Origin of the sequence: Nonomuraea sp. NPDC049028 (assembly GCF_043197735.1) — a bacterium.
GTDB lineage: Bacteria > Actinomycetota > Actinomycetes > Streptosporangiales > Streptosporangiaceae > Nonomuraea.
On sequence record NZ_JBICTR010000003.1, the window covers coordinates 954362 to 971570 of the forward strand.

A 17209-nucleotide genomic window follows, 5' to 3' on the forward strand; every position below is an offset into this window, starting at 1 on the left:
GGCGAGGCCGCGGGGCGTCTCTTGCGCGCGCCGCCGGGCAAGACGAGTAACCTTGGACAGGTTCTCTAACATCAACGCCGATCTGCGGAAGAGGGCGATTTCCGCCGTGTCGTCTGAGTCGTCGCGGACAAACCCGCTGGCAAGCTTTGGACAGAACGAGTGGCTTGTCGACGAGCTGTACCAGAAGTACCTCCAAGATCCTGAGTCTGTGGACCGGGCTTGGTGGAACTTCTTCGCTGACTACAACCCTGATTATGGACCGGGCAGAATGCCCGCCAAGGAGGCGGCGAACGGCACAGCGACCGCTCCGGCTCCCATGGCGGCTCCACCCAAGGCTGCACCGGCTGCCCCGGTCCCCGATGTCAAGCCGAAGCAGCCTGCGGCCCCGGTGCCCGCGGGCGCCGAGGAAGTCAAACTGCGCGGTGCCGCCGCACGCACCGCCGCCAACATGGACGCCTCGCTCGTCATTCCGAGCGCGACCAGCGTCCGGGCCATCCCGGCCAAGTTGCTCATCGACAACCGCATTGTGATCAACAATCACCTCAAGCGGGGACGCGGCGGCAAGGTCTCCTTCACGCACCTGATCGGCTATGCCGTCATCAAGGCGCTGCGGGCCATGCCGGAGATGAACTACTCCTACACCGAGATCGACGGCAAGCCGACCCTGGTCAAGCCGCAGCACGTAGGGCTCGGCCTGGCCATCGACGTCCAGAAGAGCAACGGCGAGCGGCAGCTCCTGGTGCCTTCCATCAAGGGCGCCGAGGACATGGACTTCCGGCAGTTCTGGATGGCCTACGAGGAGGTCGTCCGCAAGGCCCGCTCGGGCAAGCTCGGAGTCGACGACTTCGCGGCCACCACGATCTCGCTGACCAACCCCGGCACGATCGGCACCGTCCACTCGGTCCCGCGCCTGATGCCCGGACAGGGCACGATCATCGGCGTCGGCGCGATGGAATACCCGGCCGAATACCAGGGCGCCTCGCCCGACACGCTCTCGCGCCTGGCCGTCTCCAAGGTCATGACGCTGACCAGCACCTATGACCACCGGATCATCCAGGGCGCCCAGTCGGGTGACTTCCTGCGCACGATCCACCGGCAGCTGCTCGGCGAGGACGGCTTCTACGACGAGATCTTCGAGGCGCTGCGGATCCCCTACGAGCCGGTCCGCTGGGTCCAGGACATCTCGGCCTCGCACGATGACGACGTGGCCAAGTCCGCGCGCGTGATCGAGCTGATCCACGCCTACCGCGTCCGCGGCCACCTCATGGCCGAGACCGACCCGCTGGAGTACAAGCAGCGCAAGCACCCCGACCTCGACATCCAGTCTCACGGCCTGACGCTGTGGGACCTGGAGCGCGAGTTCGCCACCGGCGGCTTCGGCGGCCGGCCGCTGATGAAGCTCCGCGAGATCCTGGGCGTGCTGCGCGACTCCTACTGCCGCACGGTCGGCATCGAGTACATGCACATCCAGAACCCCGAGGAGCGGGCCTGGATCCAGGCGCGGGTGGAGAAGCCGCACGCCTCCCCGGCCCGTGACGAGCAGCTCAACATCCTGAGCCGGCTCAACACGGCCGAGGCCTTCGAGACGTTCCTGCAGACCAAGTTCGTCGGGCAGAAGCGCTTCTCGCTGGAGGGCGGCGAGTCCCTGATCCCGCTGCTCGACTCGGTGATCAGCGACGCCGCCGACGAGGACCTCGACGAGGTCGTCATCGGCATGGCCCACCGCGGCCGGCTCAACGTCCTGGCCAACATCGTCGGCAAGTCCTACGGGCAGATCTTCGGTGAGTTCGAGGGCAACATCGACCCGCGTACCGCGCACGGCTCGGGCGATGTGAAGTACCACCTGGGCGCGTCGGGCACCTTCACCGCTCCCAGCGGCAAGACGATCGCCGCCTCCGTGGTGGCCAACCCGTCTCACCTGGAGGCGGTCGACCCGGTGCTCGAAGGCGTCGTCCGCGCCAAGCAGGACCTGCTGGAGCGCGGCGAGGAGGGCTTCACGGTCCTGCCGGTGCTCATCCACGGCGACGCGGCCTTCGCCGGCCAGGGCGTCGTGGCCGAGACGCTCAACCTGTCGCAGCTGCGCGGCTACCGCACCGGCGGCACCGTGCACGTGGTGGTCAACAACCAGGTCGGCTTCACGACGTCGCCCGCCTCGTCCAGGTCGAGCGTCTACGCGACCGACGTGGCCCGGATGATCCAGGCGCCGATCTTCCACGTCAACGGCGACGACCCCGAGGCCGTCGTCCGCGTGGGCGAGCTGGCCTACGAATACCGCCAGGCGTTCCGCAAGGACGTCGTCATCGACCTGATCTGCTACCGCCGCCGCGGCCACAACGAGGGCGACAACCCCGCCTTCACCCAGCCGCTGATGTACGACCTGATCGACGCCAAGCGCTCCACTCGCAAGCTCTACACCGAGGCGCTGATCGGCCGGGGCGACATCACGGTGGAGGAGGCCGAGCAGGCGCTGCGCGACTACCAGGCCAAGCTGGAGCAGGCGTTCACCGAGACCCGCGAGGCGGCCAAGAAGCCGCCGGAGGCGGGCGCGATGCGGGTGCCGCCCGCTGAGGTGATCAAGTGGTCGCACAACGACACGCCGACCGCGATCACCGACGAGACGCTCAAGCGGATCGTCGACACCCAGCTCAACCTGCCCGAGGGCTTCACGCCGCACCCGCGCCTGGCGCCGGTGCTGCAGCGCCGCGGCCAGGCGGTCGAGCAGGACGCGATCGACTGGAGCATGGGTGAGACGCTGGCCTTCGGCTCGCTGCTCATCGACGGCCACCCGGTCCGCGTGGTCGGTCAGGACACCCGGCGGGGCACGTTCACCCAGCGCCACGCGGTGCTGGTCGACCGGGTGACCGGCGAGGACCACACCCCGCTCAAGGTCTTCAACCAGGGCACCACGAAGTTCTACATCTACGACTCGCTGCTCAGCGAGTTCGCGGCGCTGGGCTTCGAGTACGGCTACAGCGTCGTGCGTCCCGACGCCCTGGTGGCCTGGGAGGCCCAGTTCGGCGACTTCGTCAACGGCGCCCAGACGATCATTGACGAGTTCATCTCGTCCGGTGAGCAGAAGTGGGGCCAGAGGTCGGCTGTCGTGCTGCTGCTGCCGCACGGCTTCGAGGGCCAGGGTCCCGACCACTCCTCGGCCCGCATCGAACGGTTCCTGCAGGTCTGCGCGCTCGACAACATGACGGTCGCGCAGCCGTCCACTCCGGCCAACTACTTCCACCTGCTCAGGTGGCAGGTCGAGTCGGGCAGGCGCAAGCCGATGGTCGTCTTCACGCCGAAGTCGCTGCTGCGTCACAAGCGGGCGGTCTCGAAGGCGTCCGACTTCACCTCGGGCACCTTCCAGCCGGTCCTCGGCGACACCATCGTCGAGCCGGGCAAGGTCACCAAGGTCGTGCTCTCCTCGGGCAAGATCTACTACGACCTGCTCGACCGGCGCGAGAAGTCGGGCCGCGACGACGTCGCACTGGTCCGCCTGGAGCGGCTCTACCCGTTCCCGGCGGAGGAGCTCGCCGCCGAGCTCTCCCGCTACGGCTCGCAGGCCGAGCTGGTGTGGGCGCAGGACGAGCCGGTCAACATGGGGCCGTGGCCTTACCTCACGCTCAAGCTGGCCGAGGACCCGGACCTGCTGAACGGCCGCGCGCTGCGTCGCGTCTCGCGGACTCCCAACAGTTCGCCCGCGACCGGCTCGCACTCCTCCCACGACAACGAGCTCGAGGGGATCTTGAGCGAGCTGTTCGGCTAGTCAGCCAGTCGCTTCACCGCATAAGCCCTCGCCGCTATCGGCGGGGGCTTACTGCTGAAAGAGGTGCGGGTCGCAGGCCATGCGCGTACTCACAAGATCGTCTTGCCGACCGCGCGGACCGATCCGCGCGAGCTCGAGCGGCGCGGCCTGCTGACTAAAGTCAGACGTGGACGCGCCGATGCCTGGACCCCAGCCGGCGACCTGACGACGCGGCTGCGCGACTGATGAATGGAGAGCGATGTACTTCACCGACCGGGGGATCGAGGAGCTGGTCGAGCGGCGTGGCGAGGAAGAGGTCAGCCTGCTGTGGCTGGGTGAGCGGCTGCGTGAGTTCGTGGACCTCAATCCCGAGTTCGAGACGCCGGTCGAGCGCCTGGCCACCTGGCTGGCCCGGCTCGACGACGAAGACGACTGACGCGGCGCGACGGACCGGACCGCCACGACCGATGAGAAGACGGAGGCGCGCCGGACCCTCGCGCCCGATGAGAAGCACGGACGGCGCTCATCGCCTGCCACACGCGATACATCTTGAGTTTTCGACAGACGCGACATATCGTGTCTTGTGTGGACGTGTCGTCGGAAGGGACAGGCATCATGCGGCAGTGGACGATCGAGCGGCCGGAGCAGCTGACGTTCGGCTCGGTGACCGCGCTTGACGTGCGGATCGTCGCGGGACGAGTGGCCGTGCTGGCCACCGACGGACCACCGACACTGGAGGTGGCCGAGATCGACTCCGCTCCGCTGATCGTGACCTATGACGAGGAGAGCGGGGAGCTCAGCGTCGCCTACAAAGACCTCACCTGGGAGGGCATACTCGGCTGGCTGCGGCGCGACCGGCGCAAGAGCGTCCTGACGCTCGCGGTGCCCAAGAAGTGCACGGTCAACGTGGGAGTCGTCTCCGGCTCGGCGGTCGTCGCCGGATTCGAGAAGGCGACCCAGGTCAGGAGCGTCTCCGGAGACATCGTGCTCGACGGGGTGAGCGGCGACGTGAGCGCCACGACCGTCTCGGGCACCGTGGAGAGCCGGGCGATGGACGGCGATCTGGCGTTCAAGAGCGTCTCGGGCGAGCTCACCGTCGCCGACGGCACGCCGCGCCGCCTGCGCGCCAACACCGTGTCCGGACGGATCACCGCCGATCTGGAGCTGCGCCCGACCGGATATGTGACCTTCAACAGCGTGTCCGGTGACATCCTGGTCAGGCTGCCCGAGAACGTGGAGGCGGACGTCAGCATGCGATCCACCTCCGGCAGGCTGGTCAGCACGTTCGAAAACCTGTCAGACGCGAGCCGCCCGGGCAACAAGTCGGTGTCCGGACGGCTGGGTGGTGGCATGGCCTCAGTGACGGCGACGACCGTCTCCGGCGAGGTCACGTTGCTCAAGGGAGAGAAGCGATGAGCCCTGTCTTCGGTCACGGCCGACTCCGGCTGTACCTGCTGAAGCTGCTGGAGGAGAGCCCTCGGCACGGCTACGAGGTCATTCGCCTGCTGCAGGACCGCTTCCTCGGTGTCTACTCCCCCTCCCCCGGCACGATCTACCCGCGCCTGGCCCGCCTGGAGGAGGAGGGCCTGGTGACGCACGAGGTGATCGAGGGCAAGAAGGTGTTCTCGATCACCGACCGGGGTCGCGACGAGCTCAACGCCCGCCTGGACGAGCTCGACGACCTGGAGCAGGAGATCTCCGCCTCGGTGCGCGACATCGCGCGCGAGGTGAAGGAGGACGTTCGCGAAACGGTCAAGTCGCTGCGCGACGAGCTCACCAAGATGGCCAAGGACGTACGCACCGGCGTCGCCGACGATCCCAGGCGCGTGCGCGACCAGCAGAAGGCCAACATCCAGCGGCTCAAGGAGCAGCAGAAACGCCAGTGGATGGAGCACGCCACCAACTGGCAGGACCAGGGCGAGCGGCTCACCGGCGAGTGGCGCAGGATCTGGTCCGAGGTCTGGAGCACGCTGGGCGGCGCGCCACCCAACCGCGCCGAGCTCGACGCGGAGCTGGGCGAGCGCCTGGCCGACTTCGTCGCGCAGGTGCGCCGCGAGGCGTCGGCCGCCCCGCTCACCCGCAAGGCGATCGACGAGGTACGCGCCACACTCGACGAGGCCGCCCGGCAGATCCGCGACTCACTGAAACCCTGACCCCGACGGGCCATTACGCCGGGCGAAGGACCCGCTCCAAGCCACGCAGTCCCCGGTCGCTACGCCGAGCGGAGGGCCCGGCAGTCCCTGGTCGCTACGCCGAGCGAAGGGCCTGCTCCAAGCCGCGCAGGCTTCGGGCGGTCTTCCGGGCGTGATAGGCGATCGGCATATACCGCAGCCGCTCCGGCAGGCGCGGGGCGATCACCGCCACCGCCCGCCCGAGCTGCCGCAGCCGCCACTCGTCCCGCGCCGACCAGGGCAGATCCAGCTTCTTCCGTACGATGGGCGGCAGCGTCCCCACCGTCACGAAGTAGTTGAACTCCCCCGATCCCACCCCCACCGGCGCCCAGAGCCGACGCAGCGGCCGGGGCAGCCCGGGCGGCATCGGGGTCCCCCGCATGACGGCGAGCACGTCGATCGCCGTCGGATGCGGCTCCAGCCGCTCGGCCGTCATCTCGTCGAAGTAGCACCAGAACTCCTCGACGGTCGCGGGCATCTCCCGCTCCGGCACCCGCAGGATCGCCCCCAATTGCCGCGACTCCTCGTAGAGCCGCCGTTCAGCGTCTTCGGTGTAGGGAGTGCCGAAGTAGCGATTGAGGGTGACGAAGCGCTCGAACAGCGACAGGTGCACCCAGGCCCAGGCCGCGCCGTTGAGCGCGTGGTAGGACCTGCCCTGCTCGTCCACCCCGCTGATCGGCTTGTGCAGTTCGCGCAGCCGCTCACCCTCGGCCGGGCCGCCCACTCCGCCGTACACCCATTTCTGGACCGAGGTGAGTGTGCGGTGGAGGCGGCCCCACGGGTCCTGCTTGTACGTGGAGTGCCGGGCGACGGCCGCGCCCACCGCGGGGTGCATGGTCTGGAGGACCAGCGCGCTGCCCGCCACGAGCAGGTTGCGGTATTCACCGGCGGTGTCCCAGTGCAACGAGCCTGGGCCGAACGGTTCGACGTCCATGACGGCGCCTCCCGGGTGATACAACCTCACCTTCTTTGTATCATCCCGGGTGCGCATAAGTAACCCTTCACTTATTCAGCGCGTAAAGACGATTTTTCCGAATACGTCGCCTTCAGCCAGAGCGGCGAAGCCGTCGCGGGCGTCGGTCAGCGGCATCGTCCGGTCGATGACCGGCCGCAGCCCGGTCTGCTCCAGGAAGACGGCCAGCCGCTGGAGCTGGTCACGCGTGCCCATCGTGGAGCCGATCACCGAGAGCTGGAGGAAGAACACCCGGTTCAGGTCGGCGGGCGGGACCGCGCCGCTGGTGGCACCGCAGACCACGATGCGGCCGCCGGGCTTGAGCGACTTGAGCGAATGGTCCCAGGTGGCCTGACCGACAGTCTCCATGACGGCGTCGACCCGTTCGGGCAGCCGCGCGCCGGGCTCGAACACCCGGTCCGCGCCGAGCTTGGCGGCCTGCTCCCGCTTGGCGGCCGAGCGGCTGGTCGCCCAGACCCGGTAACCGCCCGCCCGGCCGAGCGCGATCAGCGCGGTGGCGACCCCGCCGCCGGCACCCTGCACGAGCACGGTGGAGCCGGGCTCGAGACCGGCCTTGTCGAACAGCATGCGATAGGCGGTCAGCCAGGCCGTGGGCAGGCAGGCGGCCTCCTCGAAGCTGAGCGCGGCCGGTTTGGGCACCAGGTTGCGGCGCGGCACGGCGACCCGGTCGGCGAACGTGCCGTCGTGGACCTCCGACAGCAGCGAACGCTTGGGATCGAGCGTCTCGTCGGCCCCCGAGCCGATCACCGAGTGCACGATGACCTCGTTACCGTCGGCGTCCACCCCGGCCGCGTCGCAGCCGAGCACGATCGGCAGCCGGTCCTGCCTGATGCCCACGCCCTTGAGCGTCCACAGGTCATGGTGGTTGAGGGCGGTCGCCCGTACGGTGACGGTCGTCCAGCCGTCCGGGACCTGCGGCTCCGGATGCTCGCCGAGCGTCAGCCCGGCGAGAGGATTGTCGGGATCGGTATGTGAGGCGGTTACGGCGAACATGGCCGCACCTTACTTCAGGGTGATCCGGATCCCGGCGATGGCCTGCTGGACGAAAGCGCGCGAGCCCGAGGCGACGATCTGCACATCGCCCCTGCATACGGTACGGGCGGGCCGCTTGAGGCCGTTGGTCGCCGACGGCGTCCTGGCGTTTTTCCGGCAGCTGGGGGTCGGGATGAACACGACCATGTCGCCGGTCCCGCCGCCGAACCAGAGCTGCGGCCCGACCGGTTCGCCCTGGATGGTCTCGCCCGGCTTCGCCAGACGGATCGAGCCACCGCCACTCAGGACGAGGTAGCCGTCCTTGCCGACCTTCCCGCGCAGGCCCTTGGCCGTCGCCAGCCGATCTTCGAAGGTCAGCCCCTCCCGCCGGTCGTACATCGCCAGCCGCCACTTGCCGAACGCGAACATCAGCACCTGCCCAGCCGAACCGACACCCGCCGGTCCCGGCCAGAGCGTGACGTTGGGCGTGAGGTTCCTGATCGGCTGAGCACCCCTGGAGATCTCCATCTCACCGCCGTAGGGGGCAGAGAAGCTGCGGTATTGCCCGGCGATCCAGGCCCCCTGAAACGGCCGCGCGCCCAGCTCGTTGAGCCGCAGCTCGGCGGGGTAGCGAACCGCCGCCCGCGTCCCGTCGGGGAACACCACCCGGATGACCTCGTTGCCGCCTTTGGCCTTGACCGGCGCGCTCACGACGTTGGGCGCGCCCTCGATCCTGGTCAACGACCGGATGGGCAGCGGTGCGGGGGTCGGCGTCGGCGGCGCGCGATCCGGCTCGGGGTCACGGCTGGCCAGCAGGCTGACGACGGGGACCGCCAGCAGCACCGCCACCACACCGATCCCGACCCACCGGCGCCGGCCACGGGCGCCCGCCTCGATGACGTCGAACTGATCGGCCACGGACATCCCCTGCCGAGGAGTGCTGTTTCACTCCCCAGTTCAGTTGAGGGGATGCCGCCAGCGCAAGCCCTGGAACTTGGCGAAATCAGCGTCGCAGGTCACGAATTCACAACCGTGCTCGATGGCCAGTGCGGCGAGATAGGTATCGGGCACCAGGTTGCCCTTCGCTCCCCGTTGGCGGCACAGCCGGGTGAAGATCTGCCAGTGCCTGTCCTCGCCACTGACCAGGACGGCATGTGGCTGGTTGCGGTAGGTCTGTGCGAACTCCACAGCCCGGTCGAGCGGGTCGGGGTTGAGGTAGACCCGTCGGTTGGTCACCAGCCTGATGAAGCCGTTGACGACGAAGTCGCTCACGGCGTAGCTCGAATCGCCGTTGATCATGTCGTCGATGAAGGCCAGGTAGCGCTTCTGGTCAGGGACCTCGGCTCGAAAGGCGTTGACGAGGACGTTGGTGTCAGCGAGGAACATCCTGCACCTTCAGCTCGAAGTCGAGGTCGTACATGATGTGCTCGAGCTTCTCACCCTCGTCGAGCCGTCGCTGGACGTCCGGCTGGTAGCCCGGCCGAGCGTCGGACGTGATCAGCTCCACACGAGGCCGGTCGGCCACTTCCGTGGAGCGGTTGAGTAGTTGTCGCAAAGCGTCCTCCATCACTGAGGTGAGACTGCGTCCGTTTCGTGCCGCGTACGCCTTGGCCTCGTTGAGGAGTGCGTCGTCGATCCGCACCGTGGTCCTCCGCATGACACCAGCGTCCGCCTCTGACATAAAAATGTCAACAGCAGATAGTAATCGCGCGGTCACAATTCTTGCACAGTCTTTAACCTCACCAGAGCGCCACATTGACCTTCCCGTCGGACGCCAGCCGCACCCCCTGGCCGACCAGCTCCCTGGACATGGCGTCCGTCAGGAGCTCGGCCTCCAGTACGTGAGCATGAGCGCGCCCCCCGCCCGGCAGGTCCACGACGAGGATGCCCTTCTCCGGCGCCCCGTCGCGCCCATGCGTCACCGTGTAGCCGGCCACCGTGGCGGGACCGTCGTACAGGGCGACGATCTCCACCGGATCGGCGGTGAAGACAGGCGCGGCATCGCCCAGGGTGCCGCCCGGGTCCGTGGACCAGATCGCGTACGTGTGCTTGGTCAGGTGCATGCCGACCCCTGTCACCAGCCCGTGACCCTGCTGGGCGCGCAGCAGCCCCGCCATGGTGGCCGTCGAGTGCAGGACGTAGTCGCTGGAGGGGCCGCCCGCGTACGGCAGGCCGCCGGTGACCGTCAGGCCGCGCCGGTCGAGCGGGTCCAGCTTGATCGCGTCGCACGCCTGCCGCAGCGCGATCGCGAAGCAGCTGTAGAGGTCGAGCGCGTGGATGTCGTCGAGGCCCAGCCCGGCCCGCGCGAACGCGGCCTCGGCGGTGCGCGCGATGGCCTGCGAGGCGCCGAGCGCGGGCCGCGCCGCCACCTCCCACGTGTCCTCGCCGTAAGCCCAGCCGCGCAGGTACACGCGCTGATCGCGCGGTACGCCGAGCCGGTCGGCGAGCCCGGCGGCGACCAGGACGACGGCCGCGGCCTGGTCGACCTCCCCCACGGCCACGGTGTTGCGCGTGTACGGCCAGCCGATGAAGCGGTTGCCGGTGACCAGTTCCTCCGGAGTTCGGGCGGTACGCCGCCAGGCGTGCGGGTTCGCGGCCGCGACTTCAGTCATCGGCGCCATCATCCGCCCCCGGTCCACCATTTCCTCATCTATCGACATACCGAGGGACGCGCGGCGGGCCGTCTCCATGATCGGGTAGGTGTGTACCGGCAGGAACAGCTCGTGGGCCAGCTCCGCCGGATGCGGCGGCCGTTCCCAGCCGTAGGGCGGCTTGGGATCGGCCGGATGGCTCCACGGCACGTGCTCGCCCGCCTGCCGGTAGGACCGGCGCGTGGCCAACGCCTCGGCGCCGGCGATCAGCGCCGAGTCGAGCTCCCCCGCCGCGATCCTGGCCGCGGCCTCGCCGATGAGGAGTTGCGGGGCCGTACCGCTGACCATGGAGTAGGCCCGGTGCCGGGGCGCGGCGCCGAGGCGGTCGGCGAGCCGGCCGACCGGGGAGTCGTACTGCCACGAGTCGGTGTAGACGAGCTGGATCGAGTCGAGTCGCTCGACCGGCAGCCGCGCCTCGCGAGCCGCCTCGCGCGCGACGTCCTCCCACAGGTCGAGTGGCTCCGGGCCCGGCTGTTCGTGAACGGTGCGCTGGGCCGTACCTATGAGACAGGGGGTGCGTGGATCCATGTCACCCATCTAACCAGAATAACATTCGGTTGATAAGCGGTGGCATTTGATAATCACTGTTACCAGTGGTGCCAGAGGAAATTAACACCGGCATCGACCTGCAGAAATGCTTTCTAGGAATACATGCGTTCTGGTTATTTCCATAACGGAATGGAGCCGGGCCAGACTTTTTCACGTCGTTTCCTGGCTGTCGGGTTGCGCCATTCATTAACGTTCCGAACGTTTTCCTGGCCCACCGGGGCGCAGTACCCCGCTCTGGGCCGCCGAGAACTGAGAGGAGCTTCATGTATTCCCGAGCAAGGCGTATCGCGATCCCGCTCGCCGGTCTGACGGCCATCGGCCTGGCCGCGGGGATGGTCGGCAGCACCGCCGCCAACGCGACCCCACCCTCCGACGTCGTGTCCAAGAACGCGGCCACTCCCGCGGAGCAGGCGGTCCAGTTCTGGACGCCCGACCGCATCAAGCGGGCGGCCGACTACGACACGAACCTCGACGCGCGTTCCAACGGCGTCAAGGGCGTCAACTCCACCCCCGACGGCCCACCCGGATCCGTCCCCCCGATCGGTGAGGAGAAGACCAAAAGCATCAAGAGTAAGCAGGTCAACCTGCCCAACACGGTCGGACGCGTGTTCTTCACGCTGCCGGGGTCGAACCCGGCGAACCCGGCGAGCTGGCGGTACTGCTCGGCCAGTTCCGTGCAGGGCAAGTACCGCAACCTAGTGGCAACGTCGGCCCACTGCGTCTACGACACCAAGAAGGACACCTTCTACGACAACTGGATCTTCATCCCGTCGTACTGGGACGGCAACAACGCCTGGGAGGGCAAGGCCCCCTACGGCATCTACGCCGCCAAGACGTTCAACGCGCATGACGACTTCGTGGTGAAGGAGGACTACGACTACGACTACGCGTTCGTCAACGTCTACAACGGCATCAAGGTCAAGTGGGAGAAGGTCAACGACAAGTGGCAGTGGACGCGGAAGAACGTCGGCCGCCTCGGTGACAACGTCGGCGGCCAGGGCTTCACCTGGAACCGCAGCACCAAGGCGAACGTGTTCTCCTTCGGTTACCCGGCGGGCGAGCACCCCGACGGAGACAAGCCGTTCACCGGCCGCACGATGAAGTGGTGCTACGGCAAGACGGCCCCGATGCCCGCCGCGCCGAAGTACAACCTCCAGGAGCACATCGGCCTCAAGTGCGCCTTCACCGCCGGCGCCAGCGGTGGACCGCTCCTGTACAGCTACAAGAGCTCCACCCGTACCGGTTACCTGATCGGTGTCAACAGCGTCGCGTGGGACACGGACGGTAACGACCGCTACGACCACATCTCGTCGCCGTACTTCAACACCGACACCTACAACGTGTACAAGGCCGCCGCGAACCGGTGGACCGGCAACATGCCGTAGCAACCCACCCCGGGCCCCGGCTACTCCCGGCCGGGGCCCTTCTCACGCGTGATCAAGAAACACACAGGAAAGGCGGATGGACAACGAAGTCGGCTCATGTACTATGCCTCTGACATGCGGAAACGATCCTCACATGGATCGGAGACGCTATCCGGATCGAACCCCTTGACGCACTCCTTATGGGACACAAGTCACGCTTGATCAGATAACGAATCTCCATCCGAGCTGCAATACAGTGAGTGATCTGGAAAAATCCATCGTTACACCCCCAGAAGTACTAACCCCCAAAGGCAAGGCATTTCCATGATCCCCCGGGCATGGCACCTGGTAGCGGCTGCGCTCAGCGCGCTGCTGATGCTGCCTGCCCTCGCGGGGACCGCCTCGGCCGCGCCGAACAGCCGGGTCTACTCGGTCACGCTGGCCAAGTCGGCGGCGGACATGAAGAAGGTCGCCGAATACTGGAAGCCCGACCGGCTCAAGAATGCCGACCAGTACAGCCCCGCCACGCCGGCCTCGCAGTCCTCGCCCACCTCCAAGACCGCCTCCGGGGGCGGCCAGATCGTCCCAGCGAAGAGCCTGCGGGTCGTCCCGGCGAAGAGCCGGCAGATCCCGCCGAACGTCGGACCCGCCCTCCCGAAGGACAGCGCGGCCGCCAAGACCATGGGCAAGGTCTTCTTCCGCTTCGGCGACAAGGAATTTTGGTGCTCGGCCAGCTCGATCGCGGCCAAGAACCGCAGCGTGGTAGCGACCGCCGGACACTGCGCGTACGACTCACGCCAGGGCAAGCCCGCCGATTACTGGATCTTCGTCCCCAATCCGGGTCCCGGTGGGGCGACGCCCGACGGCATCTACGTGGGCGCGTCGATCAGCATGCACGAGGACTGGCCGGGCAAGGGCGACTACGACTTCGACTACGCGTTCGTGACCGTGCACCGCGGCTTCAAGTGGGTCGAGAAGAACGGCCAGCTCACCATGCAGGATGTGGGCCGACTGCAGGACAACGTCGGCGGGCAGGGCCTGACAATCGGCAAGGGCCTGGCTCTCACCATCACCGCCTTCGGTTACCCGGCGGGCCCGCAGCCCGACGGCAGCCACCCGTTCGACGGCAAGACGCTGAAGGTCTGCTCGGGGAGCACAAGACGCACGGTCGCCCCCAGCCTCGACCTTCAGTACGGCGTGCAGCTCCAGCCGTGCGACTTCAGCGCCGGCGCCAGCGGCGGCCCCTGGTTGCTCAACTACCAGCCCGTGCAGAAGCTCGGACTCCTCACCGGGATCAACAGCCTGACCTGGAACAGAGACGCCAAGGGCGCCTACGACGCGGTGTCCTCCCCGACCTTCAACGCCACGACCGGCGAGGTCTACCGACGCGCCGCAGGGCTCGCAACACCGCAAAATGTGACGTAAGTTACACCCAGCGTATCGCCACCCCGAGTGATCAGCCGGTTTCACATCTCGAGATGGTCACGGCCATGATCGTCGCGCTTGACTCCAGTATCGGGTAATTCACACGACCAGAGTCAGACCGATAGGTTCCCGCCTGTCCGTTTGCTGCATTCTGGGGTGCACGAGGCGCCCCGCGTCTGGAGTTTTACCTTGAAGCGCATCCTTCTCCCGGCCGGTAGCGCCGTCCTGGCGACCGGCCTCCTGGCCGCCGGCCTGGCAGGCACCGCTCAGGCACAAGGCGACATCGCCACCGACCCCATGGCCCGCAACACGCAACAGGCCTCCTCGGTCGCGTCCTTCTGGGCCGCGTCGAACTTCGCCGCCCTCCGCTCCGCCACCGCGTACACCTGGGACGCCAAGGAAGTCAGGAAGGTCGTCTCGAAGGGCGGCTACAGCCCTGACGGCAACCCGGGCAGCGCCACTCCCATCGGGGAGGAGAAGAAGGCCCCCGGCAAGGCCCAGAACGTGAACATGCCCAAGACGCTCGGCAAGGTCTTCTTCGTCGACGGCAAGGGCAAGTTCCGCTACTGCTCGGCCACGTCCATCCAGTCGAACTACCGCAACCTGGTCGCCACGGCCGGCCACTGCGTCTACGACACCGACAGCAACAAGGCGCTGCTCGACAACTGGGTCTTCGTGCCCGGCTACTACGAGGGCAAGGCCCCGTTCGGAATCTACGTGGGTAAGCAGGCCTTCACCCACACCGACTTCGACGTGTACGAGGACTACGACCGCGACTACGCGTTCGTGACCGTCTACAACGGCATCTCCTTCAACGGCGTCAAGCAGGTGACCAAGAAGGAGTACGACGGCTTCGTCGGCCCCAAGCGGAACTGGGGCGGGCGCTACTACATCCTGCTGTCCAAGGACGCCGGCCGTCTCGGCGACGTCGTCGGCGGCCAGGGCGTGTCCTGGAACCAGCCCACCGGCAAGCAGGTCCGCGCGTTCGGCTACCCGGCCGGCCCGCACCCCGACGGCAACAAGCCCTACAGCGGCGTGACGCCGAAGTGGTGCTACAACAAGACCACCGCCAAGGCCGTGGGCGCTCCGTGGCTGAAGATCGAGGAGCACATCGGCCTCAAGTGCGCCGTGACGCCCGGCTTCGACGGCGGCCCCTGGCTGGCCAACTACAGCAACGGCAAGCGTCTGGGCTACGTCAACGGCGTGACCAGCACCTTCGCCGACCAGGACGGCAACGACCGCATCGACTACATCACCTCGCCGTACTTCGACGGTGAGACGGCCTCTGTGTACAACTCGGCCAAGAACACGTGGTCCGGCAAGATCGTCGGCCCCAACGGCGAGCTGTACAAGTAACCACTCAACACCCAAAAAGGGGCTCGGCCGGGTTCGGCCGAGCCCCTTTTGCGTGCTCTCACAAGATCATTTATGCGGATTTGGCGATATTAGACGGAGCTCGCGCCAATCTGGTTCCTGTGATCTGAGTCACATAGAGGCGACTGCGAAGCGTGTCGCACCCCTCACGACCCTTCCACCGAACCCCCTTCATACCCTGCGAAAACGTGGCAATTTGATCACGCTCCGCTAAGATCTCTGACTGGTAACGGAAAGGTCACGACGGTAAGGGCGCCTACCGGATGGGGCAGAACGGCTTTTACCTGCGGAGATCACCACGCTATGTTCCTTGCTATCCCTTTACTGACGCATGGGACGCGTGTTGCGACCCACGACAGAGCAAGGAGCAGTTCCCTTGAAGCGCATCCTCATCCCCGCCGGTGGCGCCATCCTGGCTACCGGCCTTCTGGCTGCCGGCCTCGCCGGTACGGCCACGGCCGCCAGCGACGTAGCCTCCGACCCGATGGCGAAGAGCGCCGCTGACGCCAAGGCCATCGCGGACTTCTGGTCGGCTACCAACAACGCCGCCCTCAAGGCCGCGAAGGAGTCCAACGTCTGGGACTCCGGCGACGTCGCCAAGCTGCAGAGCAAGGGCGGCTACAGCGCCGACAGCAAGCCTGGCTCGTCCGTCCCGATCGGCCAGGAGAAGAAGACCTCCACCAAGGTCCAGAACGTGAACATGCCGAAGACCATCGGCAAGGTGTTCTTCGTCAACAGCAAGGGCGAGAAGAAGTGGTGCTCGGCCACTTCGGTCCAGTCGAAGTACCGCAACCTGGTCGCCACGGCCGGTCACTGCGTCTACGACACGGCCACCAACTCGGACGTCATGTCCAAGTGGGTCTTCGTCCCCGGCTACTACCAGGGCAAGACGCCGTTCGGGATCTACGTGGGTAAGCAGGCCTTCACCCACTACGACTTCGACGTGTACGAGGACTACGACCGCGACTACGCGTTCGTGACCGTGTACAACGGCATCCAGCTCGGTGGCGGTACCGCGAAGAAGGTCTCCAAGGCCGACTTCGAGAAGTACCAGGGCATCAAGGACGCCAAGGACGTCGAGATCTCGCGGGACGAGTTCCGCAAGTGCAAGCTCGACCCGACGTCGATCGAGGCGTGCTGGGCCAAGCGCGGCAGCAAGGCCGAGCCGGCTGGTCCGGACTACCCCAACGCCGAGGTCGCCAAGATCGAGGTCGGCAAGGAGGCGTACGACGCCGCCAAGGTCGGCAAGGGCAACGGGTACAAGTTCGGCGAGCCTGTCACCGAGAACGTCACCAAGGCGGTGTACGACGCCTACAAGGGCCCGGGCACCAAGGCCCAGGACGCTCGTGGCAACTACACCATCACCCACTACTTCACGCAGCAGTGGTTCAAGCCCGGCACGGCGACCAAGTTCTACAAGACCGAGTTCTTCATCATCGAAGGCGCTGCCAAGGACGTCGGTCGCCTGGGTGACGTCGTGGGCGGCCAGGGCGTGTCCTGGAACCAGCCCACGGGCAAGTACGTCCGCGTGTTCGGCTACCCGGCCGCGGCGCACCCTGACGGCCACAAGAACTACACGGGCATCACGCCCAAGTGGTGCTACGGCAAGACCAGCAAGAAGGTCGTCGGCTCGGCCGCCAAGAAGATCGAAGAGCACGTCGCGCTCAAGTGCGCGATGACCGAGGGCGCCGACGGTGGCCCTTGGCTGCTCAACTACAGCAACAGCAAGCGTCTCGGCTACGTGAACGGTGTCACCAGCACCTTCAACGACCAGGACGGCAACAAGCGAGTCGACTACATCTCCTCGCCGTACTTCGACGGTGAGACCGCTGCGGTCTACAAGTCCGCTGCGAACGTGTGGTCCGGCAAGATCATCTAAGTAACACACCGCGACCGTTCCAGGACGGTGCGCACAGTGGTAACTCGCGAAGGGCCCGGCATCGCCGGGCCCTTCGGCGTTCCCGGGCAAATCTGAAGGGCGTTTGGACGCATGG

The 17209-nt window shown here is 67.0% G+C and carries 14 protein-coding genes; 8 read left to right on the forward strand and 6 right to left on the reverse strand.

The annotated features are described in order from the left end of the window. Positions 1-106 precede the first annotated feature (106 nt). The 4 genes from ACGFJ2_RS15420 to ACGFJ2_RS15435 all read left to right on the forward strand — a co-directional run bounded on the left by ACGFJ2_RS15420 (position 107) and on the right by ACGFJ2_RS15435 (position 5889). A complete protein-coding gene (locus ACGFJ2_RS15420) occupies positions 107-3757 on the forward strand; it encodes a multifunctional oxoglutarate decarboxylase/oxoglutarate dehydrogenase thiamine pyrophosphate-binding subunit/dihydrolipoyllysine-residue succinyltransferase subunit (RefSeq protein ID WP_393468421.1) in 3651 nt (1216 codons plus the stop codon). 238 nt (positions 3758-3995) lie between these two features. Then, on the forward strand, positions 3996-4172 hold the full coding sequence (locus tag ACGFJ2_RS15425) for a DUF6104 family protein (RefSeq protein WP_225301873.1): 177 nt from the start codon (positions 3996-3998) through the stop codon (positions 4170-4172). 149 nt (positions 4173-4321) lie between these two features. Then, a complete protein-coding gene (locus ACGFJ2_RS15430; RefSeq protein WP_357949654.1) occupies positions 4322-5152 on the forward strand; it encodes a DUF4097 family beta strand repeat-containing protein in 831 nt (276 codons plus the stop codon). Beyond that, positions 5149-5889, forward strand: a complete 741-nt coding sequence (locus ACGFJ2_RS15435) for a helix-turn-helix transcriptional regulator (RefSeq protein WP_357949651.1) — start codon at positions 5149-5151, stop codon at positions 5887-5889. Before ACGFJ2_RS15430 ends, ACGFJ2_RS15435 begins: the two co-directional genes overlap by 4 nt. 94 nt (positions 5890-5983) lie before the next feature. Here the strand turns inward: ACGFJ2_RS15435 and ACGFJ2_RS15440 are convergent, their stop codons facing one another. From ACGFJ2_RS15440 to ACGFJ2_RS15465, 6 genes are all read right to left on the reverse strand, one after another. Then, positions 5984-6841, reverse strand: coding sequence for an oxygenase MpaB family protein (locus ACGFJ2_RS15440; protein WP_358203691.1), 858 nt, complete (start codon positions 6839-6841; stop codon positions 5984-5986). Positions 6842-6916: 75 nt separating this feature from the next. Next, a complete protein-coding gene (locus tag ACGFJ2_RS15445) occupies positions 6917-7873 on the reverse strand; it encodes a zinc-binding dehydrogenase (protein ID WP_393468426.1) in 957 nt (318 codons plus the stop codon). A gap of 9 nt (positions 7874-7882) precedes the next feature. Continuing rightward, positions 7883-8770 carry a hypothetical protein gene (locus tag ACGFJ2_RS15450; RefSeq protein WP_393468429.1) on the reverse strand — a complete coding sequence of 296 codons (888 nt, stop codon included), beginning with the start codon at positions 8768-8770 and terminating at the stop codon, positions 7883-7885. Between the two features lie 39 nt (positions 8771-8809). Continuing rightward, the gene (locus ACGFJ2_RS15455) at positions 8810-9238 is read right to left on the reverse strand and encodes a type II toxin-antitoxin system VapC family toxin (RefSeq protein ID WP_393468432.1); all 429 of its coding nucleotides are present in this window, start codon (positions 9236-9238) and stop codon (positions 8810-8812) included. Then, positions 9225-9509: a DUF6364 family protein gene (locus ACGFJ2_RS15460; RefSeq protein ID WP_393468434.1), complete on the reverse strand. Its 285-nt coding sequence runs from the start codon at positions 9507-9509 to the stop codon at positions 9225-9227. Before ACGFJ2_RS15460 ends, ACGFJ2_RS15455 begins: the two co-directional genes overlap by 14 nt. Before the next feature lie 82 nt (positions 9510-9591). Then, the gene (locus ACGFJ2_RS15465) at positions 9592-11040 is read right to left on the reverse strand and encodes an acetyl-CoA synthetase (protein WP_393468437.1); all 1449 of its coding nucleotides are present in this window, start codon (positions 11038-11040) and stop codon (positions 9592-9594) included. A 275-nt stretch (positions 11041-11315) separates the two neighbouring features. Here ACGFJ2_RS15465 and ACGFJ2_RS15470 point away from each other — a divergent pair, with 275 nt between their 5' ends. The 4 genes from ACGFJ2_RS15470 to ACGFJ2_RS15485 all read left to right on the forward strand — a co-directional run bounded on the left by ACGFJ2_RS15470 (position 11316) and on the right by ACGFJ2_RS15485 (position 17094). Then, a complete protein-coding gene (locus ACGFJ2_RS15470; protein WP_357949632.1) occupies positions 11316-12437 on the forward strand; it encodes a serine protease in 1122 nt (373 codons plus the stop codon). A gap of 303 nt (positions 12438-12740) precedes the next feature. Next, positions 12741-13841: a trypsin-like serine peptidase gene (locus ACGFJ2_RS15475; RefSeq protein ID WP_393468440.1), complete on the forward strand. Its 1101-nt coding sequence runs from the start codon at positions 12741-12743 to the stop codon at positions 13839-13841. Between the two features lie 189 nt (positions 13842-14030). Beyond that, positions 14031-15197, forward strand: coding sequence for a hypothetical protein (locus ACGFJ2_RS15480; RefSeq protein WP_357949628.1), 1167 nt, complete (start codon positions 14031-14033; stop codon positions 15195-15197). Between the two features lie 394 nt (positions 15198-15591). Continuing rightward, entirely contained in the window at positions 15592-17094 is a 1503-nt protein-coding gene (locus ACGFJ2_RS15485; protein ID WP_357949625.1) for a hypothetical protein, read from the forward strand. Positions 17095-17209: the final 115 nt, after the last annotated feature.

Bases quoted from the DNA above. Each gene is read 5' to 3' on its own strand.
- ACGFJ2_RS15425 (WP_225301873.1), top strand. From the start codon at position 3,996: ATGTACTTCACCGACCGGGGGATCGAGGAGCTGGTCGAGCGGCGTGGC.
- ACGFJ2_RS15435 (WP_357949651.1), top strand. From the start codon at position 5,149: ATGAGCCCTGTCTTCGGTCACGGCCGACTCCGGCTGTACCTGCTGAAG.
- ACGFJ2_RS15440 (WP_358203691.1), bottom strand. From the start codon at position 6,841: ATGGACGTCGAACCGTTCGGCCCAGGCTCGTTGCACTGGGACACCGCC.
- ACGFJ2_RS15445 (WP_393468426.1), bottom strand. From the start codon at position 7,873: ATGTTCGCCGTAACCGCCTCACATACCGATCCCGACAATCCTCTCGCC.
- ACGFJ2_RS15455 (WP_393468432.1), bottom strand. From the start codon at position 9,238: ATGTTCCTCGCTGACACCAACGTCCTCGTCAACGCCTTTCGAGCCGAG.
- ACGFJ2_RS15460 (WP_393468434.1), bottom strand. From the start codon at position 9,509: ATGCGGAGGACCACGGTGCGGATCGACGACGCACTCCTCAACGAGGCC.
- ACGFJ2_RS15465 (WP_393468437.1), bottom strand. From the start codon at position 11,040: ATGGGTGACATGGATCCACGCACCCCCTGTCTCATAGGTACGGCCCAG.
- ACGFJ2_RS15470 (WP_357949632.1), top strand. From the start codon at position 11,316: ATGTATTCCCGAGCAAGGCGTATCGCGATCCCGCTCGCCGGTCTGACG.
- ACGFJ2_RS15475 (WP_393468440.1), top strand. From the start codon at position 12,741: ATGATCCCCCGGGCATGGCACCTGGTAGCGGCTGCGCTCAGCGCGCTG.